This window comes from Ensifer sp. Root278 (genome assembly GCF_001429285.1).
Classification (GTDB): Bacteria; Pseudomonadota; Alphaproteobacteria; order Rhizobiales; family Rhizobiaceae; genus Ensifer.
The window spans coordinates 373,416-395,143 of sequence record NZ_LMJJ01000043.1; the positions used below are offsets into that span (position 1 = coordinate 373,416).

General features: G+C 61.9%; 22 protein-coding genes. 13 read left to right on the forward strand and 9 right to left on the reverse strand.

The window, feature by feature from the left end; translation table 11 throughout:
* Nucleotides 1–111 precede the first annotated feature (111 nt).
* The 8 genes from ASE60_RS30905 to ASE60_RS30940 all read left to right on the forward strand — a co-directional run bounded on the left by ASE60_RS30905 (nt 112) and on the right by ASE60_RS30940 (nt 5,719).
* Nucleotides 112–468: an SPW repeat protein gene (locus ASE60_RS30905; RefSeq protein WP_057255411.1), complete on the forward strand. Its 357-nt coding sequence runs from the start codon at nt 112–114 to the stop codon at nt 466–468.
* 222 nt (nt 469–690) lie between these two features.
* Nucleotides 691–1,206 (forward strand): hypothetical protein, encoded by a 516-nt coding sequence (locus tag ASE60_RS35090; protein ID WP_057255412.1) that lies wholly within the window; start codon nt 691–693, stop codon nt 1,204–1,206.
* Nucleotides 1,203–1,649 (forward strand): HAMP domain-containing sensor histidine kinase, encoded by a 447-nt coding sequence (locus ASE60_RS30915; protein ID WP_162261331.1) that lies wholly within the window; start codon nt 1,203–1,205, stop codon nt 1,647–1,649. The genes ASE60_RS35090 and ASE60_RS30915 overlap by 4 nt, the downstream gene beginning before the upstream one ends.
* Before the next feature lie 383 nt (nt 1,650–2,032).
* A complete protein-coding gene (locus ASE60_RS30920; RefSeq protein WP_082616252.1) occupies nt 2,033–3,169 on the forward strand; it encodes a YdcF family protein in 1,137 nt (378 codons plus the stop codon).
* Nucleotides 3,170–3,469: 300 nt separating this feature from the next.
* Nucleotides 3,470–4,180 carry a 7-cyano-7-deazaguanine synthase QueC gene (gene queC, locus ASE60_RS30925; RefSeq protein WP_057255414.1) on the forward strand — a complete coding sequence of 237 codons (711 nt, stop codon included), beginning with the start codon at nt 3,470–3,472 and terminating at the stop codon, nt 4,178–4,180.
* Entirely contained in the window at nt 4,180–4,536 is a 357-nt protein-coding gene (gene queD / locus ASE60_RS30930) for a 6-carboxytetrahydropterin synthase QueD (RefSeq protein WP_057255415.1), read from the forward strand. Before queC ends, queD begins: the two co-directional genes overlap by 1 nt.
* A complete protein-coding gene (gene queE / locus ASE60_RS30935; RefSeq protein ID WP_057255416.1) occupies nt 4,533–5,270 on the forward strand; it encodes a 7-carboxy-7-deazaguanine synthase QueE in 738 nt (245 codons plus the stop codon). Before queD ends, queE begins: the two co-directional genes overlap by 4 nt.
* A gap of 98 nt (nt 5,271–5,368) precedes the next feature.
* Complete coding sequence (locus ASE60_RS30940; protein ID WP_057255417.1) at nt 5,369–5,719, forward strand: DUF488 family protein; 351 nt, start codon at nt 5,369–5,371, stop codon at nt 5,717–5,719.
* Nucleotides 5,720–5,739: 20 nt separating this feature from the next.
* On the opposite strand, the gene ASE60_RS30945 is transcribed toward ASE60_RS30940, so the two are convergent.
* Complete coding sequence (locus ASE60_RS30945) at nt 5,740–6,585, reverse strand: arylamine N-acetyltransferase (protein WP_057255418.1); 846 nt, start codon at nt 6,583–6,585, stop codon at nt 5,740–5,742.
* Nucleotides 6,586–6,587: 2 nt separating this feature from the next.
* Nucleotides 6,588–7,760 carry a serine hydrolase domain-containing protein gene (locus tag ASE60_RS30950; RefSeq protein WP_057255419.1) on the reverse strand — a complete coding sequence of 391 codons (1,173 nt, stop codon included), beginning with the start codon at nt 7,758–7,760 and terminating at the stop codon, nt 6,588–6,590.
* A 195-nt stretch (nt 7,761–7,955) separates the two neighbouring features.
* On the opposite strand from ASE60_RS30950, the gene ASE60_RS30955 reads away from it, so the two are divergent.
* The 3 genes from ASE60_RS30955 to ASE60_RS30965 all read left to right on the forward strand — a co-directional run bounded on the left by ASE60_RS30955 (nt 7,956) and on the right by ASE60_RS30965 (nt 10,684).
* Nucleotides 7,956–8,771 carry an SDR family NAD(P)-dependent oxidoreductase gene (locus ASE60_RS30955; protein WP_057255420.1) on the forward strand — a complete coding sequence of 272 codons (816 nt, stop codon included), beginning with the start codon at nt 7,956–7,958 and terminating at the stop codon, nt 8,769–8,771.
* Between the two features lie 6 nt (nt 8,772–8,777).
* Entirely contained in the window at nt 8,778–9,668 is an 891-nt protein-coding gene (locus ASE60_RS30960; protein WP_057255421.1) for a LysR family transcriptional regulator, read from the forward strand.
* 152 nt (nt 9,669–9,820) lie between these two features.
* Entirely contained in the window at nt 9,821–10,684 is an 864-nt protein-coding gene (locus tag ASE60_RS30965; RefSeq protein WP_057255422.1) for an alpha/beta hydrolase, read from the forward strand.
* 161 nt (nt 10,685–10,845) lie between these two features.
* Here ASE60_RS30965 and ugpC read toward each other — a convergent pair whose 3' ends face one another.
* The 7 genes from ugpC to ASE60_RS31000 all read right to left on the reverse strand — a co-directional run bounded on the left by ugpC (nt 10,846) and on the right by ASE60_RS31000 (nt 19,431).
* A complete protein-coding gene (gene ugpC / locus ASE60_RS30970; RefSeq protein WP_057255423.1) occupies nt 10,846–11,913 on the reverse strand; it encodes a sn-glycerol-3-phosphate ABC transporter ATP-binding protein UgpC in 1,068 nt (355 codons plus the stop codon).
* Nucleotides 11,910–14,174, reverse strand: a complete 2,265-nt coding sequence (locus ASE60_RS30975; RefSeq protein ID WP_057255555.1) for a glycoside hydrolase family 2 TIM barrel-domain containing protein — start codon at nt 14,172–14,174, stop codon at nt 11,910–11,912. The genes ugpC and ASE60_RS30975 overlap by 4 nt, the downstream gene beginning before the upstream one ends.
* Nucleotides 14,175–14,182: 8 nt before the next feature.
* The gene (locus ASE60_RS30980) at nt 14,183–15,004 is read right to left on the reverse strand and encodes a carbohydrate ABC transporter permease (RefSeq protein WP_057255424.1); all 822 of its coding nucleotides are present in this window, start codon (nt 15,002–15,004) and stop codon (nt 14,183–14,185) included.
* On the reverse strand, nt 15,001–15,900 hold the full coding sequence (locus ASE60_RS30985) for a sugar ABC transporter permease (protein WP_057255556.1): 900 nt from the start codon (nt 15,898–15,900) through the stop codon (nt 15,001–15,003). The genes ASE60_RS30980 and ASE60_RS30985 overlap by 4 nt, the downstream gene beginning before the upstream one ends.
* An 82-nt stretch (nt 15,901–15,982) precedes the next feature.
* The gene (locus tag ASE60_RS30990; RefSeq protein WP_057255425.1) at nt 15,983–17,251 is read right to left on the reverse strand and encodes an extracellular solute-binding protein; all 1,269 of its coding nucleotides are present in this window, start codon (nt 17,249–17,251) and stop codon (nt 15,983–15,985) included.
* A 126-nt stretch (nt 17,252–17,377) separates the two neighbouring features.
* On the reverse strand, nt 17,378–18,406 hold the full coding sequence (locus ASE60_RS30995) for a LacI family DNA-binding transcriptional regulator (RefSeq protein ID WP_057255426.1): 1,029 nt from the start codon (nt 18,404–18,406) through the stop codon (nt 17,378–17,380).
* Nucleotides 18,407–18,543: 137 nt separating this feature from the next.
* Nucleotides 18,544–19,431 carry a LysR family transcriptional regulator gene (locus tag ASE60_RS31000; RefSeq protein WP_057255427.1) on the reverse strand — a complete coding sequence of 296 codons (888 nt, stop codon included), beginning with the start codon at nt 19,429–19,431 and terminating at the stop codon, nt 18,544–18,546.
* Between the two features lie 91 nt (nt 19,432–19,522).
* On the opposite strand from ASE60_RS31000, the gene ASE60_RS31005 reads away from it, so the two are divergent.
* Entirely contained in the window at nt 19,523–20,422 is a 900-nt protein-coding gene (locus ASE60_RS31005) for an EamA family transporter (RefSeq protein ID WP_156414754.1), read from the forward strand.
* A 215-nt stretch (nt 20,423–20,637) separates the two neighbouring features.
* Nucleotides 20,638–21,600, forward strand: coding sequence for a galactofuranose ABC transporter, galactofuranose-binding protein YtfQ (ytfQ, locus tag ASE60_RS31010; RefSeq protein ID WP_057255557.1), 963 nt, complete (start codon nt 20,638–20,640; stop codon nt 21,598–21,600).
* Nucleotides 21,601–21,728: the final 128 nt, after the last annotated feature.

The window sequence follows — 21,728 nt, forward strand, 5'->3', positions numbered from 1 at the left end:
GCTCGCGCGAAAAAGATTTGAAAGCGTTTTCGGTTGAATTTATTATGGTTTCCAGAGCGTGCCCCGCACGCGGTCGTACGCTTTGGTCAAACTTCATTCGTGGAGGTTGTCATGGCACTGATGGAAGGAAAGAAAGCGCAGGACTGGATCAATCTGGTTCTCGCCGTCTGCCTGTTCATCTCCCCGTGGATCATGGGCTTCGTTGTCGAGAGCGTTCCGGCTTGGAACGCTTGGGCCGCCGGCGTCGTGCTCGGCGTTCTGGCGATCGCAACACTTGCCATGTTTGCGGAATGGGAGGAATGGGCAAGCCTCGTCGTCGGGCTCTGGCTGATCGCTTCCCCCTGGCTGCTCGGCTTCTCGACCAGCGCCAATCCCATGTGGACGCATGTCGTCCTCGGGGCACTGGTGACTGCGCTCGCGATCTGGTCGGTCTGGGACGAACGGCAGCACCCGCATGCGCATGCATGATGACGAGCAGTGAAGGTCGCGGCCCGGCGCCGCAGCTCCGGGCCGCGAACAGCTGGCGTAATGTCGATGCAATCTCGAGTTTGCAGCTTCACCCGGATTGAGAGCAAATCCTGAAACCGTATAGAACGATCCTCTTTCAGATTTGCGTGATTTCAAAAGCTAGATCCCTACGAACGTGTCCGAGCGAGCCTCGACGATGCACCGCGCATTCAAGCCAGCCCTATGGTGCCGCCGGTGAAAAAACTGTGGCCCCGATCTCTCAAACAGCGGCTGATCGCCCAGCTTCTCGTTCTCCAGTTGGCGATACTGCTGGCTTTCGGACTTTCGTTCGTAAGCCTCCTGGTCCTTGCCGACGAAGGTGGCGTGTTGGTCAGCCCAGCGCCGGTCGAGGCGGCATTCGACGCGATCCGGAGAGGTCCGGATGGCAAACTCGTGCTGGCAAAAACCGAGGAAATGGGGGACGTCCATGCCAGGCATCCGGATTTTTGGTTCATCGCGCGCAACGACCATGGAGAGACCGTTCAGGTGGGTGACATCCCCGCGATCTACCGGGGCATGAGCGAGAATCTCGGCAAGATGACCTATTCGGACATTCGCGATGCCGGTGATCCATCACCCTATCTTGCCGTTCTCCGGCGCCGGTCGAATGCGGACGGGGACTTCACGGTGTTTGGGCAAGGCGAGTTGATGAGCCAGTCAGCCCTTATCCTGCAGTTTTCGCGCTTTTGGCCCTGGTGACGCTCGCCGGCGTGCCATGGATCGTCAATCGGGCGAGCCGGGACATTTCACCGCTGGCGATCGATGAAGGCTACGAGTTTTCATATGAGCCGGCGGTGCAGCGCTCGCTCGTTCAGGCGGGCTCGCCTTCTCTCAAGCGTGCCATCATCAACCTGGTAAAAAATGCGATCGAGCATGCCGGAAACCGGGGAGCGATTGTCGTTCGGGTCGAGTGTAACGGCGTGATCGAGATCTGCGACGATGGTCCCGGCGTTCCCGAGGCAGAGCGCGAGCGAATATTCGAGCCATTTTACCGGCTGAAGCCGCGGCATCGAGGCGCGGGCCACGGTCTCAATCTCGTGCTGCAGATTACGCGAAGGCATGGTGCGCAAATGACCGTTCTGAATTCGTCAGGCTGCGGCGCATGCTTCCGCATGGACTTCGGTAGCGAGGCCGCCGAATAGGCTTTGCCTTCCCATAAGCCGTAGAACTCCCCGAAGGCAAAGGCTGATTGCCCATGACATTGGCGTTCACGGAACGACCGCGCACCGCCCGGTGCGCGCGTGCCGGCGCACAATTGGATAATACCAATATCATACCAACTAGCAACTGTCTCTGAATGCTGACGCAACTTGTGTACGCTATCTGTAAGAAATGTAATATGAATTATTCCGAATCTGGTCGCAGTCGCGGTCCGTTTTGACATCGCGCACTAGACAGGTGGTCATGTTTTGGTATTGCTAATGCTGGCCGCATAGAGATTGGGCCAGATCGGAAGTGATTACGGAACGCTTATCGGCCCGAGGGCGAGCAAGCCTGTGGGCACCGGAAAACTGGGAGATATCAAATGAAGCCGAGTTCCATTCTTGCCCTTTTGACGGGCTCGATCGTGTTTGCGTCGAATGTTCCACATCGGACGAAGGCGGGCGGCGCGAGACGCCGACTCCTGGCAGTGTTGACAGCAACAGCGTGTCTTATCTCGGTCGCTCCAGCCGTGGCCTTCGATCAGACCAACGCTGGCCGTATCAAGCAGCTGGTGGACACTGGCATGCAGTATTACTGGTCGGGAGGCGACGTCAAAAAAGCGGAAGCCGAAGTCTTCAAGGGCATTACCTTGCGCGGCAAGTACGATGTCGTGGAAGCGGCCTTCAAGGAAGCGTCGACGTTAGCACCAGAGCGGCTGGATTTTCAGTATGCCGTCGCCTCAACGCAGATCATCCAGAAGAAGCTCGACGAGGCGCAGACGACGTTTCAGGGTATCCTTGACAAGGAGCCGACCGCATTTGACGCTCAAACCTGGTTGGAAGCGATTGCCCACATCCGTGGCGATGAGACCGGCGCGGCACTCGCCCATCAAGCGCTCGCAGGGCTCGATCGCGAACGCGCGGAGGAGTATCGCAAGCGCTTTGTTCGCGCAGAACAGATCATGGCCGAAAAGCCCAACTTCGATGTCCCAACGGTGCCCGGCAAGGTCGTGGTCGTCGCCTTGGGCTACGCGCTGGCGGATGACGGCACGGCGCAGCAGACTTTGCTCGACCGCCTCGACGTGACGTTGAAGGCTGCAGAGGCGAACCCGACAGCACTGGTGATGGTGAGTGGCGGCGTGCCGAAGAATGGCGTTACTGAAGGCGACGTGATGTCCAAGTGGCTGGTCGACAAGGGTGTCAGCCGCGATCGCATCATCATTGAAGACAAGTCGAAAGACACGATCGGCAATGTGATCAATGCTGCCAATCTGTTGGTGCGGCATCAGGCCGACACTGTGATCCTGGTGACCAGCTCAAGCCACATGCGCCGAGCTCGCACAGTAATGGAAGACGCATTGAAACAGCGCGACCTGCTGACGGCAGTGGTGCCGCTGAATGCGCTGGACGCACCATCCCAGGATGAGGCGGCAAAGGTCGGGTCTGACGAGAGGTTGGTAATTTACCGCGATCTGATGCGTGTTTCGGGCGTATGGGCGTATCCGGGGCTTCAGCAGTAGCCACTGACGCATCTCAAGAATCATCGAAACCCGCGCGCCCAGTTCCGCCATTATGGGCGCGCGAGCTATTGACCAATGCATCGGCGACCTTCACGCCGCAACGCTTGCAGATGCTTCCCGTTCCCCTTGGTGATCGAAAATTTCTCTATGGCCTTATGCCACAGCGCCGATGTTCGGTCGTCGAAACAGTATTTGTTCGCCACAATCTCCGACATTAAGCTTCCCATCGCCCCTGCTTTGTCCTAGAAGGCACCCCGTAATCCGGTCGCAGCCTACCCGGTCAAAACAAGGACACCTATCATGAAGACGATTGTCATCTGCTCCGGCGGATTAGACTCGGTATCGCTTGCCCACAAGGTCGCGGCCGAGCAGGAGCTTATAGGCCTGCTCTCCTTCGACTATGGACAACGACACCGCAAGGAACTGGACTTTGCCGCCGCCTGTGCGAGGCGGCTTGGCGTTCCACATCAGATCATCGACATTCGCGCCATCGGCGCCCACCTCACCGGATCGGCGCTGACGGACGATGTCGACGTGCCCGACGGCCACTATGCCGAGGAAACCATGAAGGCGACGGTGGTTCCGAACCGCAACGCCATCATGCTCGCGATTGCCTTCGGGCTTGCGGCGGCGCAGAAGGCGGACGCGGTTGCGGTCGCCGTGCATGGCGGCGATCATTTCATCTATCCCGATTGCCGTCCCGGTTTCATCGATGCGTTTCAGGCGATGCAGAACCAGGCGCTCGACGGCTATGCCAACGTTGCACTCTACGCGCCCTATGTGACCGTATCGAAGGCGGATATCGTCACCGACGGCGCAAGCCATGCGACACCCTTCGAAGAGACCTGGTCCTGCTACAAGGGTGGCGCACGCCATTGCGGCCGCTGCGGCACCTGCGTCGAGCGGCGCGAGGCCTTTCATCTTGCCGGTGTTGCGGACCCGACCGATTATGAGGATCCGGATTTCTGGGTGGCGGCGACGTCGGCTTTTTCAGCCGAGGAGGTGAAGTGATGTTCCGGATCACCAAGGAGTTCCATTTCTCCGCCTCGCACCAGTTGAAGAGCCTGCCGGCAGAGCATCAATGCGCCCGGCTGCATGGCCACAACTACATCGTTGAAGTCGAGCTTGCCGGTGCGGAACTCAACGAACACGGCTTCGTGCGCGATTATCACGAACTGGCGCCGCTGAAGCGCTATATCGATGAAAACTTCGATCATCGCCATCTGAACGAGGTACTCGGCCACGACCGGGTGACTGCCGAATGTCTGGCGAAGCATTTCTACGACTGGTGCAAGACGCGGCTCCCTGAAACCTCGGCTGTGCGCGTTAGCGAGACGCCGAAGACCTGGGCGGAATACCGGCCATGACCGGGCCTGGCGAAACGCGCATCCGGGTCAGCGAAATCTTTGGGCCGACAATCCAGGGTGAGGGCATCCTGATCGGGCTGCCGACCGTGTTCGTCCGCACCGGCGGCTGCGATTATCGCTGCAGCTGGTGTGACACGCTGCATGCGGTCGACAGCGAATATCGCGACCAATGGCTGCCGATGACGGTGGAGGAGGTCTGGAGCGAAGTCAGCCGGCTATCCGGCAGCAAGCCGCTCACGGTCTCGCTATCCGGTGGCAATCCGGCGATCCAGCCGCTTGGACCTCTGATCGCGCGTGGGCGAGAGGAAGGCTACCGGTTTGCCCTGGAGACGCAGGGCAGCATCGCCAAGGACTGGTTTGCCGATCTCGACGTGCTGGTCTTGAGCCCGAAGCCGCCGTCGAGCGGCATGAAGACCGACTGGAACGCCTTCGACGACTGTCTTCGCATGGCGGCAGGCCGGCCCGAGGTGGCGCTGAAGATCGTCGTCTTCGACGAGCGCGATTATGCCTATGCCCGCGATGCGGCGGGCCGTTATCCGCATCTGCCGCTCTACCTGCAGCCCGGCAACCACACGCCGCCGCCCCCTGATGACGACGATGCCACCGTCGATATCGACGGCATTATCGACCGCATGCTCTGGCTTGTCGGCAAGGTGACGGAAGATCGCTGGTTCGAGGCTCGGGTGCTGCCGCAACTGCATGTTCTGCTCTGGGGCAACAGACGCGGGGTATAGCGGTCGCGCCCTTGGTGTCCGCCTGCAAATCCTCCGGACTTGGTTGGACAGCGGCGGGCGGCTATGTTCCAAGCAATGTGGTCAGGTGAGGGGCGTTCATGCAGCTGAAGACGAAACGTGTCTATGAGCCGAAGGCCGACGGCGACGGGATACGCATCCTGGTCGATCGCCTGTGGCCGCGCGGCCTGACCAAGGCGGAAGCCGCGGTCGACCTGTGGCTCAAGGAGATCGCACCGACGACGGAACTGCGCCGGTGGTTCCATGCGGATGAAGGCACCTGGGAAGAGTTTCGCGAGCGCTACCTTGCCGAGCTCGACAACAATCCGGCGGCAGTTGACGTATTGCGGCAGCACATTGGTGAGGCCCCGGTGACCTTGCTCTATAGCGTGAAGGATGAGGCTCGCAACCATGCAGAGATCCTCAAGGACTACATCCTGACACACCGATAGACGGGGGCGTCGGGCTCACGTCATGTCGTTGCGGTGGATGCCTCGAACGTGTTGCCGATGCGCGCAGTGATCCGGCACCAATCGTCCTGGAAGGGCAAACCGAAAACGTCGGTGAGGACAGCTTCGATTGCAGGCGCATCGAGTTCGTGGCGCGCGACGGTGCCGTTCCTGTCACGGATCGTCAACCGGTTTGCGAACAGGATCTTGCGGGCCTCCTCGGTGGTCAACGTCACCAACAGGGTCTGTCGGAAAAGCGACTGCGGATGGGTGGACGCCGCGATGTTCGCGATCCGATACGCGTCCTCTCCGCAAATCTTCGGCGACACTTCGTAGACAGGGACCCAATCGCGGCCAAGTTGGGCTTCAAGCAAGTAGCCATCGAGGGTCCGGCTGAGGCGGAACGGCTCATGCGGCGTCGGCTGTGGCGTGGTCCTGTCGAAGCGCAGCGGCGCGGTCGGCACGCAACTGCCAAAACCGACATCGACGAGATAGCCGACATCGTTCACGAAGACGCGAAGCGCCATATGCGACCATGCCGCCGGCGGCGCCTCGGGTTCGCGCATCCACAGGACGCGGGCCGTCAAGGGCTCCACCCGATAGCCGAGCGCACTGAGTACACGCTGCAAAAGGCTGTTCTGTTCGAAGCAGTAGCCGCCGCGTTTGCGGTCGATGAGCTTGCTGTCGATTGCCGCCGGCGACAACTCGACCGGATGGGCAAGCAGCACATCGATGGCCTCGAAGGGGATCGACGCCGCATGGCGAGCAATGATGCCGCCGAGCGTTGCCAGATCGGGCGATTGCGGCCCGGAGTAACCGATGCGGGCGAAGTAACGGCCGAGGTCGACGGGAAACGAGGCGTTCCGCATGGTTAGAGGCTCCGATAGATGGCGTCGCGGAGATCGACCGGGAAGCGTCCGTTCATGCCTTCAAAGGCGGTGTTGGTGAGCGCAACGACGGTCAAGCCGCGGACCGGGTCGATGAACCACTTGTGCCCGTAGGCGCCGTCCCATTGCAGCGTGCCGGGCGACTGCGGCGTTCCGGCCGTCTCGGGTTCGACGAGGACCGCACCGCCGAAACCGAACTCCCATCCGGCGCCCGCGGCCAATCCGCCGGTCCTTGCCTGAATGTCGAACATCGAGCGGCTGGTAGGGACGTCGACCGCCGGCGAATGCCCGGTTCTGAGGTTTTCGAGAAGGCGGATCACGTCGCCGGCCGTGCCTGCCATGCCGGCGCCGCCGGAGGGAAAGGCCCGCGGATTGAAGATTCGGCCGGGCGAGAGGCGCACGGGATTGCCGAAGAAGGGAACCGCATCGTCGCCAACAAGCCGCCGCGGCCGTGGCGACGCGTCGCCGTAATGGGCCACGAGCCTGCGTGGATCGGCCACGGAGAAGGCGGTGTCGTTCATCGCCATCGGGCCTGTGACGAGCGCAGCGATCGCCTGCGGCAGCTTCGATCCTGTCGCCTCTTCGATAACGGCGCCGAGCACGTCGAGGCTCATCGAATAGCCCCAGCCATGTCCGGGCGCATAGGACAGCAGGATGTCTTTGAGCTTGCCGATGAGGGCAGGGAGATCGTCGTCGGTGTCATCGAAGCCGCTGCTGATGGCGTGCCGGTGGTAGGGGCCGTCGCCTTGCTCCATGAACACGTAGCTCAAGCCGGCGCTGTGTGTCAGGAGATGGCGGACGGTGATCGCAGGTACGCTGCCGTCCGGTAGCCACGGCCTGAACGCGGGCAGCCATTCCGACACGGTATCGTCGAGACCGATGGTGCCGCTTTGCACCAGGCTAAGAGCGGCGACCGTGACGATCGGCTTTGCGACCGAGGAGAGCAGGAAGATGCTGTCCTCGGTCATTGGCCGGTCCGCTTCGCGGTCCGCGAGGCCGGCGGCCCGTTTGTAGGCGGGCTCGCCGTCGACGAGGACCTCCACGACCGTGCCGACGATACGCTGTTCATCCAGGGCCTCCGCAATCACCCGGTCGAGTTCGGCCTTCAGCCGGCTCCGGCGCTCCGATCTCCATTGCCTTGTCGCGATTGCATCCATGATCGCCTCCTGTGCTTCTCGAACGACGGCCCGCTCGACGCTTCAGGGCGACGATGGGCTGCGGGACAAAGGCAATCCGGTTCGCGTCGAAAGTCGATCGTCGATCCACGTATGGGAGGCATACGCGCCTGCACGAAGCAGCCGTCGCTGTCCGACGCTAGAAACGGTGCGACAGCGTCAGATGGAGTCGGGTTGATGAACACAAACAATCTTGGATTCGCAGGAAAGGTCGCCTTGGTCGCAGGCGCCAGCAAGGGTATCGGCGCGGCCACTGCCCGCGCCTTTGCGCAGGCCGGTGCATCCGTTGTCCTTCTTTCCCGTTCGCAGACGGCGCTCGAGGCGCTGGCGGTCTCCATCCGTGAGGCGGGCGGCAATGCACTGGCGATCGCCGCGGATGTCGGCGACGAGATTGCCATGAAGCAGGCGCTTGCGCGCGTGATGCAGCACTATGGCCGGCTCGACGCCGCCTTCAACAATGCGACGGATGGAACCGTACCGGCGCCGCTTGCCGATCTCGACATCGAAGGTTTCGATCGCGGTATCCGCACCAATATTCGCGGCACCTTTCTCGGCATGCGCTATCAGATCGAGGCGATGGCGAGGGGTGACGGTGGTGCGATCGTCAACATGGCCTCCGTCGCCGGGGTCAACGGCACTTCCGGGCTGGCTGCCTATGTCAGTGCAAAGGCCGGGATCATCGGGCTGACCAAGGCCGCGGCGCTCGATTACGCCGACCAGGGAATCCGGATCAATGTCGTCGCGCCCGGGCCGATCCTCACCCACCATCTCGAAGCTGCAGGCGCGGAAATCCAGCGGCACGCAGCACTTTCGACGCCGATGCGCCGGCTTGGCCGAGTGGAGGAGGTGGCCGCAAGCGTCCTCTGGCTCTGTTCCGATGAGGCGAGTTACATCACCGGTGTGGTGCTGCCGATCGACGGGGGCATGACGGCGGGCACGAAAGTGCCTATGAATTACCGTCGAGGCGAGCCGCCTCGGCCGGCTGAACCCTGAGGTGGCATGGACTGGGACGAACTCCATCTTGTTCAGCTGTTGGCACGCCACGGCTCGCTGAGCGCGGCGGCGCGGGCTCTGGGAACGACCCAGCCGACACTCAGCCGCCGCCTCGACGCGTTCGAGCAGAAGACGCAGCAGAAGCTGTTCGAACGGCAAACAAACGGCCTTGTGCCGACTGCGGCGTGCCTGTCCATCCTGTCGGCGCTCGAGCAGATGGAGGAGGCAGCACTTACGGTCGAGCGTCGCCTGGCCGCGCAGGACGATGCGCTGGCGGGCAACATCACCGTGACCAGCCTCGACTGGCCCGGAGACTACCTGCTCGCGCCGATCCTGACGAAATTTGCCACGGCCCATCCCGGCGCCATTCATCTGTTGAATGACGGCCGACGCTTCAACCTGTCCCGTCGGGATGCCGATATTGCCTTCCGCTTTGGCAGCTTCGACCAAAGCGATACCGTCGAGCGCAAGGTTGCCGATATCCGCTACGGCCTGTTTGCGATGCAGGCCTACCTCGATCGCTTCGGCCATCCAAGCGCGAAGGGTGGCAGCAGCAATCATGCCATTGTCGAACTGGCTGAGGTACCGGTGCGGGTGTCGCTCTCTACCTGGCTGAAGGACCTCTTGCCGGATGCGAGGGTGATGTTGCGCGCGAACTCGATCCGCTCGCAACTGAGTGCTGTCGAAACCGGCGCGGCGCTCGCGACGCTTCCGCACTTCCTTGCGGCCGGCCGGGACGGCCTTGTGTCGGTGGACCTCGGCGTTGCCGCACCAGTGCTGTCGTTGAAGCTCGGCGTGCACCAGGAGACGCGCAATCTCCCGCGGGTGCGAAAGCTCATAGACTTCGTCGTCTCGGAGTTCGCCGGCCTGCGGCCGAAACTCAATCCGCCGAGCTGAACGCCTGTAGCGGCGACTGACGCGCGAGACCCTTTCGGCGCGCCGCAGTGCAGGCCGAAATTTTCTTGATTGTCGACGTCGGGATGGGAAGGCGCCGCGCGTCTTAATCCCGAAGGCGGTTTTGGACCGCGCTGACAACAAGGAGATTATGCATGTTCCGTACCGCTTTGATCGCAGGCGCCCTGTTGATTTCCGGCACCGCATTTGCTGGGGCCGAGCCGGTGGGCAATCGCGTCGATGTCAACGGCATGAAGATGTATTACGAGGTCTCGGGCGAGGGCGAACCGCTGGTCGTGCTGCACGGCGCCTATATGAACATTCCGTCGATGGGCGCGATCATTCCGAAGCTGGCCGAGACCCACAAGGTCTATGCGATCGAGCTCCAGGGTCATGGTCGCACCAATGATATCGATCGCCCGATCACCTATCCGAACCTCGCGGACGACGTCGCCGCCTTCATGGATGCCGTCGATCTCAAGAAGGCCGATGTCTTCGGCTACTCGATGGGTGCGGCTGCCGGCCTGCAGCTGGCGATCCGTCATCCGGAGAAGGTGAACAAGCTTGCGGCCGCGTCCGTCGGCTACGATGCCGAGGGCTGGCAGCCGGAATTCAAAGCATTCATCCCGCAGATGACCGTCGAGATGTTCGTCGGCATGCCCTTTGCCGAAGACTACCGCAAGCTCGCCGCCAATCCGGATGGCTTTCCAGATTTGGTCAAGAAGCTGATCCAGCTCGAAAAAGAACCGATGGCCTGGGAGGCGGACGTCAAGGCGCTGAAGGCGCCGGTTCTTGTCATCGCCGGCGATGCCGATGTGGCGACGTTGGAGCACACGCTGGCATTGTTCCGCCTGCTCGGCGGCGGCGCGATGGGCGACATGGGCAAGCCTCTGGCTGCCTCGTGCCTCGCCATCCTGCCGGCAACGTCGCACACCGCAGTCATCAACCAGACGGACCTGCTCTACGCTTTCATCGAACCCTTCCTGAAGGGTGAGACGCCGAAGGGCATGTTCCAGTAGGATTCGACCGGCGCCATCTCCAGAGGGATGGCGCCGGCACAACAACACGCGCGGGCTGTCCAGATCATTTCATTGTTTCATCGAAACACTGAAGTGATCTATTTCTTTGAAATTACGCAATTCCGGACGGAAAACCGTTTCGCACTTTTCCTGGAATTGCTCTACCGCAGACGCCTTCCGTCTGCGTCGAACACCAAAACGGCGGCCGGATCGAAGCGGGCGGCGATGCTATCGCCGGACTTCAGGCCGCGACCATTCTTGGTCTCGATGATGATCAATTCGCCGTCGCCATGGCGGGCATAGGCGAAGGTCTCGCCGCCGAGGTGTTCCAGCATGTCGATCGTCAGATCGAGGCTTGCCGAGCCGCTGTCGCCGAAATGTTCGGGCCGGATGCCGATGGTCACGGAGCTCCCAGGCGTAGCTCCCTTGATGGCCACTGGAATAGTCGCGTTGCCGAAGTCGGGCAGACGTACCTGCGTTCCGCCAGCGTCGACGATCCCCTTCAAGAAGTTCATTTTCGGTGAGCCGATGAAGCCGGCGACGAACAGATTGGCGGGATCATCGTAGAGGTCGAGCGGCGAGCCGACCTGTTCGACCACGCCGTTGCGCATGACGACGATCTTGTCGGCAAGCGTCATCGCCTCGACCTGGTCATGGGTGACATAGACGATCGTGGTCGCGAGCTTCTTGTGCAGCCGCGCGATCTCGATGCGCATGTGCACGCGCAGTTCCGCATCGAGGTTGGACAGCGGCTCGTCGAAGAGGAAAATCTTCGGATGCCGCACGATCGCCCGGCCGATCGCCACGCGCTGGCGCTGGCCGCCGGAAAGCTGTTTCGGCTTGCGGTCGAGCAGCGGGCCGAGCTCGAGAATGATCGCAGCCTCACCGACCCGTTGTTCGATCTCAGCCTTCGGCACGCCGGCAAAGCGCAGCGCGAAGCCCATGTTTTCTCGAACCGTCATATGCGGATAGAGCGCGTAGGACTGGAAGACCATAGCGATGCCGCGCTTTGACGGATCGACATCGTTCATCCGCTCGTCGTCGATCGTGAGATCACCGGATGTGATCTCTTCGAGACCGGCGATCATCCGAAGCAGGGTCGACTTGCCGCAGCCGGACGGACCGACGAAGACGACGAACTCGCCGGTCTTGATGTCGAGGTCGACCCCCTTGATGACCTCGAAGTTGCCGTAGGACTTTCTGACGTCGCTGAGTTGGAGTTCGCTCATGCAGCCGCTGCCTCGCTTGCCACTGCCGAAAGTTCCAGTCTTACGGATCCAAGCCGTGTCGAGGTTACCGCGACGGCGATGCCGCCAGCAGCACCCGTCGTCTCCAGCCAGAAGCCGGTCGAACCACCCTGGAAGACGAGGCGCTCCGGCCCAAGCAATCGGGCAGGGCCGGTGACGGTGACGTCGACCGCATCGTTGAGGAACGGCAGGACGTTGCCGGCCTGGTCGAGCGCGCGCACGATCACGCGAACACTGTCACGCCCTTCGGCCCGCAGCGTCGCGTTGTCTGCCACGACCTCGAGCGTCGTCGGCACCGGGTCAGCGACCATGCGCAGGCTGGCTGCGGCCTTGCCGTCGATGAAGCCGGTGAACGCGGCGTCTTCCCACTTCATGCCCCAGACGCCGAGTTCGTCCTTGGTGAAGTGGCGATGGTCGATGACCACAGGCGGATGCGGCAGATGCGGGAAATTTTCGCGGTCCGGACCGACGCGCTTCACCAGCAAGCCGTATTTCAGCTCGACCTCGTCGCAATTGGTGAGCACGATCAAAGGCAGCACGCCGCCGATATTGCGCTCACCGCGCGCCCAGAAAGTGACCGGCTTCATCACCACTTCCTCCGACGGCTCGCATTGGCTGGCGTAGACATAGGCTGCAAACTTGGGCTGGCGGAACATGTCCATGACGCCGTGATAGCAGATCCGATCGCCGGAGCCGAAATCCTTGTGGGTGTTGTAGTCGAACATGCACCAGCCAATGGCGCCGGAGATGCCGGGGTCCCCATGCGCGGCGTTCAGCACCTCCAGGTGCCGGCGCACATGCTCGGCCTGGCGCTGCTCCTGATCGTAGATCTTCGTCGGGTACATGTGGCCGCCGAATTCGGTGATGAGGTAGGGCACCTTGCGATTGAGCCCGGTGCATTCCTGCTGTGGGCGCAGCGCCGTGCGCGGGCGGTTTGCCCCCGGCAGTTCCTCGTTGCCGAGGATGAAGTCGTTCATCGTGTAGACGTCTTCGAGGAACTCGCTGTCGGTGATGTAGCGCACGCCGCCGGTTTGCCGCGTCGGGTCGAGTTCGCGCGCCAGCCGGTTGGTCTCGACGTAGAAATCGTGGGAATCCTGCGACTCGTTGATGCGCACGCCCCAGATGATGATCGACGGATGGTTCCAGTCGCGCTCGATCATACGGCGGACGTTTTGGATCGCCTCCTGCTTCCAGGCCTCACCGCCGATATGCTGCCAGCCGGGGATTTCCTCGAAGACGAGCAGGCCGATGCGGTCGCAATGGTCGAGAAACCATTTGGATTGCGGATAGTGCGAGGTGCGGACAAGGTTGCAATGTAGCGTGTTCTTCAGGATCTCGGCATCGCGCTCCTGGGCCGTCCGGCCCATGGCATAGCCGACATAGGGGAAGGCCTGGTGGCGGTTGAGACCACGGATCTTCAGCGGCCGGCCGTTGAGCTTGAAACCTTCCGTGGTGAACTCTGCTGTACGGAAGCCAAAGCGCGACGAGAGCCGGTCGCTGCCGCGATCGCTGCGCAGTTGCACCTCCGCCTCGTAGAGGACGGGACTGTCGATATCCCAGAGCGAAAGCCCCTTGAGACCGGTAATCTCCAATGTGACGCTCTCACCGCGGGTCTCGCCGATGGCTTCCGCCAGCACCTTGCCGTTCGTGTCCTTGAGCAGTGCCGTGACAGTTCCGGCGAACGTCAAGCTTTGCGGATTGGCGAGATCGCAACGGACCGTGACGGACTTGGCGTCGCTGAGGACATCGCGGGTCTCGATCTTGATGTTGGCGATCGAAACCGCGTCGGTGACCTTCAGCCAGACGTCGCGATAGATGCCGGCATAGGTCAGATAATCGATGCGGCCGCCGAAGGGTGGGATCTCCGGGTTTTCGCTGCCGTCGATCTTGACAGTGATCAGGTTGTCGCCCTCCCGCAGCCTGTCGGTCAGGCGCGCTTCGAAGGGCGTATAGCCGTCCTTGTGGGCAACGATCTCTTCGCCGTTGAGATAGACGACGGCATCGGCCATCGCAGCGTCGAAGACGAGCGAGACCTCGCGGCCATGGAACTCCCGACGCCAGGCGAGCGGCTTTTGATAGGTGAAAGCGCGCTGATAGGAGGCCTCGTCGAAGTAATTGAACGGCAGTTCCACCGCATTGTGCGGCAGGCTCACGGGCCTGCCCGCCTGCAGGCGGCCGGCTTCAGTGGCGGCGGAGCCTTCGGAGAAGACCCAGGAATCGTTGAAAGAGGTAACAGAACGCATCATCATTCCTATTTGACTGAGCCCAGCATTCCCTGGACGAATTGGCGTTGCATGAAGAAAAAGACCGCGAGGGTGGGAAGCGTTGCGAGAATGGTGCCGACCATGACGACGCCGTAATCGGGGTAGTAGGCGGAGGCGAGCGAGGAGACGACGAGTGTGATTGTCTTCGTCTCGTTCGACTGCAGCACGATCAGCGGCCAGAGATAGTTGTTCCACGCCGTCATGAAGACGATGATGAAGGCCGCCGCGTAGGTCGAACGCATCACCGGCACGTAGATGTAGAGAAAAATCTGCCATTCCTTCAGGCCGTCGACCTTGGCGGCATCGCGCAGCTCCGAAGGGAACGCCTTGGTGCACTGGCGGAAGTAAAAGACGATAAAGGCCGAGCCGATCGTCGGCAAGACGACCGCGAGGTGGGTGTTGATCAGCCCCGCCTTGCCCATCATGATGAAGAGCGGGATCATCAGCGCCGCAAACGGGATCATCATCGTCAACAGCAAGGCGCTGTAGATCCGGTCACGATGGCGCGAGCGGAACATCTCGAAGCCATAGCCGGCAAGCGACGAGACGGCGAGCGTCAGCGCCGTTGCCAGTATGGCGATCTTGGCCGAGTTCCAGAAGACCAGCGGCGCATTCACCTGGGTGAAGAAGGTGGCGATGTTGGTGGCGAGCGCGCTGCCCGGCAGCATCTTGCCCTTGATGATGTCGATCGACGAATTGGTGGCGCCGAGCAGCATCCAGACGAAGGGGAAGATCGAGAGAAAGGCCATCAGCCCGACGAAGCCGTAGGTGACGATGGCGGTTGCGATGCGTGCGGATCCGTTGTTCATCGGTCGCGCTCCCGTGCCGCGAAGAACTGAAGGCAAGCGAGCAGGGCGACGAGCACGACGATCACGTAGGAGACCGTCGCCGCGTAGCCGAAGTTCGGCATGAAACGGAAGGTCAGGTTGTAGATGTAGAGCGACAGCGTCAGCGTCGCGTTGGACGGTCCGCCCTTGCCCTCGGTCAGGTTGTAGACCTCGTCGAAGAGCTGGATCGTGCCGATGGTCGAGATGATCGTGGTGAACAGGATGACGGGCTTCAGGAGCGGGATGGTGATGTGGGTGAAGCGCGCCCAGGCAGGCACCCCGTCTATCCGCGCGACCTCATAGATCGACTTGTCGATGTTCTGCATCGCCGCGAGGTAGAAGATCATGTTGTAGCCGGTCCAGCGCCAGGTGATGGCGATGATGACGAGCACCTTCGCCCAGAAGGGATGCGTCAGCCACGGGATCGGCGAGGCGATGATGCCGATCGCCTCAAGCGTCGAGTTGACGATGCCGTCGAGCGCGAACATGCCTTTGAACAGCACCGAATAGGCGACGAGCGAGGTGACGCAGGGCAGGAAGATGGCGGTGCGGAAGAAGCCGCGGCCGACGAGCCTCGGATTGTTGAGCAATGACGCCAGGATTAGCGCCAGCAAGATCATGATCGGCACCTGCACGACGAAATAGGTCAGCGTGTTGGTGAGCGCCTTGATGAAGACCGGGTCGTTCCAGAGACGGACGATGTTGGCGAAGCCGGCGAATTTCAGCATCATGCCGCGGCCGGACTGGAACGACATCCAGAGCGACCACACGATCGGATAGATCATGAAAAGGGCGATCAGCCCGAGCGCCGGCGCAACGAAGAGCCAGCCATTGACGTTGTAGTATCGGCCGATGCCGCCGCGGCGCGCGAGAGCCATCATCATCCCCATGGATAGCAGGAGCCGTTGACCGCGGCGCAATCGCCACGGCCAGGAGTGGTGCAGACAATCGCCGTAGCGATTACTGGACCTGTGCGCTGACCTCGGCGTCGATCGCCTTCAGCACGTCGTCGACAGGTGTTCCCTGCTGCAGCGCCGGCAATTGCGCGGTGACCGCGGTGTCCGCCTCGTTGGTGAAGACGCCGTAGTTGACCGAGGGAACCTTCGCGAGCCAGTCGGAGAAGTTCTGCCAGACCTTTTCACCGCCGAAGAAGGCATCGGCCTCGCCATAGGCGGCCCCGCCACGGGCAGCGAGCAGCGAGCCGACGGCGCCGCGGTCCTGCAGGATCGTCTGGTAGAAATCGACGTCCTTGGCGTAGACCGCGTTCAGGAAGTCGATCGCCTCGGCTTTCTCCGCCGAGCTTTCGAGCACGTACCAGCTCGATCCGCCGAGGTTCGAGGCGTGCGTCGCGCCGTCGATCGAAAGGGCCGGGATCGGCGCCACGCCCCACTTGCCCGACTGGTCCGGCTGCGCCTTGACGGTGCCGGTGATCCAGACGCCGGTGATGACGGTGGCGACGTCACCGGAAGTGAAGGTTCCGACCCAGTCGGCCCAGCCGGCGGCCGGCTTGTAGATGTTGGAAGACATGATCTTGCCGACCGTCTCCAGCGCTCCCTTCAGCGCGGCGTTGCCGGTGATGTTCGCCTTGCCTTCCTTGTCGAAGTACCATTGCCCGGCCGATTGCATGATGATGCGCACGAGGCCGGCGTCGGTCGGGTCGAGACCCATCATCTTCTTGCCGGTCTTGGCTTCGACCTGCTGGCCGATCTCGATGAAGCGGTCCCAGGTGATGCCCTGCATGTCCTCCGGCTTGAAGCCTGCCGCTTCGAGATAGTCCTTGCGGTAGTACATGCCTGTAACGCCGGAATCGAACGGCATGCCATAGACCTGGCCATCCAGCGTCATCAGCTCGACCTTGTAGGGAGCAAAGCCGGAGTAATCGACCGTGCCGGAGAGCGGCGCGAAGGCGCCGGGGAAGGATTGCAGATATTTCTGCGCGCCATAATCCTCGATCAGCACGATGTCGGGTAGCGCGTCTGCAGTGCCGGACGAAAGGCCGGTCTGCAGCTTCTGCTCAACGTCGGCCTTGGCGAAATCGACGATGTTGAAGGTGACGTCCGGATGCGTCTTGGTATAACGCGCGCCAGCCTCCTTCATGATCGCAACGTTGAAGTTGGGATCCCAGCACCAGACGGTGATTTCCTTGGCTTGCGCCGCAGTCACCGCCAAGAGGCTGGCGCCGGCAAGCACGATGGCGCTAAAGCGCGGCAGATAGATACGCATGTCCATTGTTTTCCTCCCTCGAATTTCGTTCCCCGAGACGTTCCTCCTAGTCTCGGCGCGGAGTATTTCGCAAAATTCTGAAGAAGGCAATATTTCAGTAAATTTTTACCACCGTGTTTTTTGCCGGCTGTATTACGGGCCAGCGACGGAGCCCGTCGTGGCCGTGCTGCCGCGCCAGACCATCTCTGTTCCGAGGATCACCTTCTTGGCGACGTCGCGTCCGGTCAGGCGCTCGATCAATAGGTCGACGGCCGTCTCGCCGATTACTTCGGCCGGGATCTTGACCGTCGAAAGCGGCGGCCCGAGAAACTGCGCGACGGGTATGTCGTTGAAGCTTGCCACGGCGACATCGTCAGGGATTCGAAGGCCCATCTCGTGAATGGCACGGTAGGCGCCGATCGCCATATTGTCGTTGCAGGTGACCAGGATTTTGGGCGGGTTGGGTTTCGACAGCATCGCCTTGGCGAGCGTATAGCCGCTGTCCGGCGTCAGCTTCTCGACCATGCAGAGTTCCGGATCGTAGAGGCCGGCTTTCGTCATCCAGTGGATGAAGGCGCGGCAGCGGCGCTCCGAATGGATGTCGTCCTTGTCGCGGAAGGCGTCGATCCAGCCGAGAAAGCCGATTCGGCGGTAACCCATGCCGTATATGCCTTGAAGCAGGCGGTTCATGGCCACGGACACGTCGCTCATCACGCTGTCGTCGACATCGTCGTCGGGGGCGAAATCCGCAAAGACCAGGTGGCGGCTGTGCCGCCGCAGCCAGTGGACCTCTTCGCCGTAATGGTGGCCGACGGCAACGACGCCGTTGGCGCCCTGCAGTATCGCCGCCTCCGGCAGGTTGCCGTTGTGGAAGACCTTGACCACCTCGATCTTCAGCGCCTGACAACGGTTTTCGATGCCGAGCCGGACGCCGACATAATAGGGATCGATCAGTTCCTGGGCGGGCTGGAGGAAATGCACCAGCGCGAATTTCAGGCCCTGCATCGGTCCCGCGCCGCGCCCGCGGTTGCGGGGCGTCGCATAGTTCAGCGCCTCGGCCGTTTCGATGATTGCCTGCCGCTTCTTGGTGGAGATCGAAAGCGTTGGATCGTAATTCAGCACCCGTGAGACGGTCGCCGAAGAGACCCCGACAGCCGAAGCGATTTCCTTGATTGTTACCATGTCCAACGTCCTGCCCGCCGCCACAACCCAGGCTTCGGGCGCGGCGCAATCTTTATTTAGTAAAATTTTGCTCGGGTTTTTTCAATCTCTGGGCGTTGTATTTTCGTTCGTCGAGCGTGACGCAACCGCGGTCGAGATCACGCAGCGCGGCCGGTTGCCAATGCCTGCGCCTGAAGCTCTTCGGAAAGGAACGCCCACAGTGCTGAGACCGGGCGTGATGAAAGTCCCTGGTGATCGGCCGCGAAAAGCCCGAGTTCGATCACCGGGGCGGGCGGCAGGCCCTCTTCGGTCCCGAGGACCCGCATCGTGTTGGCGCGGATATTGAGATCCAGCAAAACGGCGATGCCGAGCCCCGCCTCGATCATCGACTGGATCGAGGAGAGGCTGGCGCTCGTCAGTACCGTGCGCCAAGGCCGATCCCCGCCCTTCAGCGCTTCAATCATCTTGTGGCGCCAGGTGCAGACCCCGTCGAAGGTGACGAGCGGCAAAGGCCCTTCCTGCGGGAGCACGAAACCGCGCGCCGCGACCCAGCGCAGCGGCAGCCGCCAGGTGAGGATCGGCTCACCACGGATCAGGGCCGGATCGCCGATCGCGACATCGAGTTGACCCTGCGACAGCTTCTCCGACAACACGGTGCTTTCGGTGACCGTCAGTTCGAGCCCCACGTTCGGATGACATTCGGCGAAGCGCTGCAGTGCCCTTGGCAGCGAGCCGACGGCGATGTCCTCGATCATGCCGAAGCGGATCGGGCCCCGGAGCGCCTGCCCGGCGAGCGCTCGCCGGGCTCCTTCGCTCAGTCCCAGCATCTTCTGGGCATAGGGAAACAGCACATGCCCGGCTTCGGTCAGGTCCATGCCCCTGGTGCTGCGGTTCAAAAGCCTGGCGCCGACATCGTCCTCCAGCCGGCGCAACTGCATGCTGACGGCGGCTTGAGTCCGTGCCAGCCGCTGGGCAGCGCCGCTGACGCTGCCGCACTCGGCGGTCACGACGAAAGCGCGCAGCAGGCCGATGTCGAGGTCATGCATATAACGATCCTTTATGGCGACATCACAACTATCAGCGTTCCTTATTGTGCCGGAATTGCTATGTCGGTTCAAGCCCAACGGGAGAATGGACATGGCGGAAACGGAGACGACTGCGGATAGCGGATGGAGCGTGCAGGGTACGACGGACGATTCCACAGGGCGTGTCTCTGTCGCGATCGTTTTTTGTTTGCTCTCCATGTCGAGTGTGCAGTTCGGCGCTGCACTCTCCAAGCCGGCGATGGAAAGCGTCGGGGCTTTTGGCGCGACCTGGCTGCGGCTCTCCTGGGCGGCGGCATTTCTGCTGCTCCTCGTCCGCCCACCCTTCCTCAGCTACACCCGGTCGCAGTGGCTTTCGGCGCTTTCGCTCGGCGCCACGATGGCCGTGATGACGCTCTGCTTCTTCGCGGCGATCGCGCGCATCCCGCTCGGCCTTGCGGTTGCGATCGAGTTTCTCGGTCCGTTGACGGTCGCTGCGATTTTCGGCGGCCGTGGCTGGCGCCTGCTTTGCCCCGTTATCGCCGCCGCCGGCGTACTCTGCCTCTCCTGGGACGGTACCGCCTGGGTGGCGGATACGCGCGGGCTGCTTTTCGCCTTCGGCGCGGCGATCGGCTGGGGCGGTTACATCGTGTTGATGAAAAATGCCGGCCAACGCTTCAGGGGATTGGAGGGACTTGCTGTTTCGCTGCTGTTTGCAGCAGTCTTCGCGATGCCGTTCGGGCTGCATCAGGTTCAATCCGGTTTCTCCTTCGACATGGTGCTGATGACGGCTGGGCTCGCCATTCTGGTGCCGTTGCTCCCCTACGCGCTCGAGTTCATGGCGCTCCGTCGCATGCAGCCGTCGGCCTTCGGCATCCTGATGAGCCTTGAGCCGGCCATCGGCGCCGGCGCCGGCTTCCTCGTTCTCGGGCAGGCGCTCTCCCTCAACCAGATCTTCGGCGTGGTTCTCGTGATGACCGCCAGCGCCGCCGGCACATTGCTGGCGAGGGCCTAGCGCGTAGCGGAAGGCGCCTGTTTTCGCCCGCTAGTCCTCTGAACGTTCCGACGCTCCCGCGTCGGGGTCGGCCGGCCCGCGTTCAGCCTTCTGCGACCTCCGATGAATTTCATCGACGTCTTGCGCGTTAGATGAAAAGTGCCCGTTTACAAAAGTAATATTATATGATTTTTTCTCGATGGCTGCTTGGAGGCAGCTTTCTTTGGGAGGAAATCATGAAAATCGCCAAGGCACTTGCGAGTGCAACGATCCTTGCTGCCTGCACGCTCGGCAGTGCTTCCGCGGCCGATCTGGTCGTCGGCTTTTCGCAGATCGGCTCGGAGTCCGGCTGGCGCGCCGCCGAGACGACGCTGACCAAGCAGCAGGCAGAGCAGCGCGGCATCGACCTCAAATTCGCTGATGCGCAGCAGAAACAGGAAAACCAGATCAAGGCGATCCGCTCCTTCATCGCGCAGGGCGTGAACGCCATCCTCGTCGCCCCGGTCGTCGCTACCGGCTGGGACGAGGTGCTGCAGGAAGCAAAGGACGCGGAAATTCCGGTCATCCTGCTCGACCGCACCGTCGATGCCTCGAAGGATCTCTATCTGACCGCGGTAACTTCCGACCTCGTGCACGAAGGCAATGTTGCCGGCAAGTGGCTCGTCGACGCCACGGCAGGCAAGCCCTGCAACGTCGTCGAGCTTCAGGGCACGACCGGCTCCTCGCCGGCAATCGACCGCAAGAAGGGCTTTGAGCAGGCGCTTTCCGGCCACGACAACCTGAAAATCGTCCGCAGCCAGACCGGCGACTTCACCCGCACCAAGGGCAAGGAAGTCATGGAAAGCTTCCTCAAGGCGGAGGACGGCGGCAAGAACATCTGCGCGCTCTATGCCCACAACGACGACATGGCGGTCGGCGCCATCCAGGCGATCAAGGAAGCCGGCCTGAAGCCGGGCAAGGATATCCTTGTCGTCTCGATCGATGCGGTTCCGGACATCTTCCAGGCTATGGCCGCCGGTGAAGCCAATGCCACGGTCGAGCTGACGCCGAACATGGCCGGCCCCGCCTTCGATGCGCTTGCCGCGTACCAGAAGGATGGCACGGCACCGCCGAAGTGGATCCAGACGGAATCGAAACTTTACACTCAGGCCGACGAGCCGCTGAAGGTCTACGAGGAAAAGAAAGGCCTCGGCTACTGATGTCGGCCGTGGCCCGCGCTGCTTCTCGCGCGGGCCACGCTCTTTTCCAAGTTTCCGGCTGAAGAGCGCTGCTTGTCGCAGACAGGCCGTGCTTCTCGTCCGACAGATACCAGCATCGCGGAGACGGT

What these genes read in the sequence shown, in the direction of transcription:
- ASE60_RS30905 (WP_057255411.1), top strand. Translation starts at nt 112, where the DNA reads ATGGCACTGATGGAAGGAAAGAAAGCGCAGGACTGGATCAATCTGGTT.
- ASE60_RS35090 (WP_057255412.1), top strand. Translation starts at nt 691, where the DNA reads ATGGTGCCGCCGGTGAAAAAACTGTGGCCCCGATCTCTCAAACAGCGG.
- ASE60_RS30920 (WP_082616252.1), top strand. Translation starts at nt 2,033, where the DNA reads ATGAAGCCGAGTTCCATTCTTGCCCTTTTGACGGGCTCGATCGTGTTT.
- queC (WP_057255414.1), top strand. Translation starts at nt 3,470, where the DNA reads ATGAAGACGATTGTCATCTGCTCCGGCGGATTAGACTCGGTATCGCTT.
- queD (WP_057255415.1), top strand. Translation starts at nt 4,180, where the DNA reads ATGTTCCGGATCACCAAGGAGTTCCATTTCTCCGCCTCGCACCAGTTG.
- queE (WP_057255416.1), top strand. Translation starts at nt 4,533, where the DNA reads ATGACCGGGCCTGGCGAAACGCGCATCCGGGTCAGCGAAATCTTTGGG.
- ASE60_RS30940 (WP_057255417.1), top strand. Translation starts at nt 5,369, where the DNA reads ATGCAGCTGAAGACGAAACGTGTCTATGAGCCGAAGGCCGACGGCGAC.
- ASE60_RS30945 (WP_057255418.1), bottom strand. Translation starts at nt 6,585, where the DNA reads ATGCGGAACGCCTCGTTTCCCGTCGACCTCGGCCGTTACTTCGCCCGC.
- ASE60_RS30950 (WP_057255419.1), bottom strand. Translation starts at nt 7,760, where the DNA reads ATGGATGCAATCGCGACAAGGCAATGGAGATCGGAGCGCCGGAGCCGG.
- ASE60_RS30955 (WP_057255420.1), top strand. Translation starts at nt 7,956, where the DNA reads ATGAACACAAACAATCTTGGATTCGCAGGAAAGGTCGCCTTGGTCGCA.
- ASE60_RS30960 (WP_057255421.1), top strand. Translation starts at nt 8,778, where the DNA reads ATGGACTGGGACGAACTCCATCTTGTTCAGCTGTTGGCACGCCACGGC.
- ASE60_RS30965 (WP_057255422.1), top strand. Translation starts at nt 9,821, where the DNA reads ATGTTCCGTACCGCTTTGATCGCAGGCGCCCTGTTGATTTCCGGCACC.
- ugpC (WP_057255423.1), bottom strand. Translation starts at nt 11,913, where the DNA reads ATGAGCGAACTCCAACTCAGCGACGTCAGAAAGTCCTACGGCAACTTC.
- ASE60_RS30975 (WP_057255555.1), bottom strand. Translation starts at nt 14,174, where the DNA reads ATGCGTTCTGTTACCTCTTTCAACGATTCCTGGGTCTTCTCCGAAGGC.
- ASE60_RS30980 (WP_057255424.1), bottom strand. Translation starts at nt 15,004, where the DNA reads ATGAACAACGGATCCGCACGCATCGCAACCGCCATCGTCACCTACGGC.
- ASE60_RS30985 (WP_057255556.1), bottom strand. Translation starts at nt 15,900, where the DNA reads ATGGCTCTCGCGCGCCGCGGCGGCATCGGCCGATACTACAACGTCAAT.
- ASE60_RS30990 (WP_057255425.1), bottom strand. Translation starts at nt 17,251, where the DNA reads ATGGACATGCGTATCTATCTGCCGCGCTTTAGCGCCATCGTGCTTGCC.
- ASE60_RS30995 (WP_057255426.1), bottom strand. Translation starts at nt 18,406, where the DNA reads ATGGTAACAATCAAGGAAATCGCTTCGGCTGTCGGGGTCTCTTCGGCG.
- ASE60_RS31000 (WP_057255427.1), bottom strand. Translation starts at nt 19,431, where the DNA reads ATGCATGACCTCGACATCGGCCTGCTGCGCGCTTTCGTCGTGACCGCC.
- ASE60_RS31005 (WP_156414754.1), top strand. Translation starts at nt 19,523, where the DNA reads ATGGCGGAAACGGAGACGACTGCGGATAGCGGATGGAGCGTGCAGGGT.
- ytfQ (WP_057255557.1), top strand. Translation starts at nt 20,638, where the DNA reads ATGAAAATCGCCAAGGCACTTGCGAGTGCAACGATCCTTGCTGCCTGC.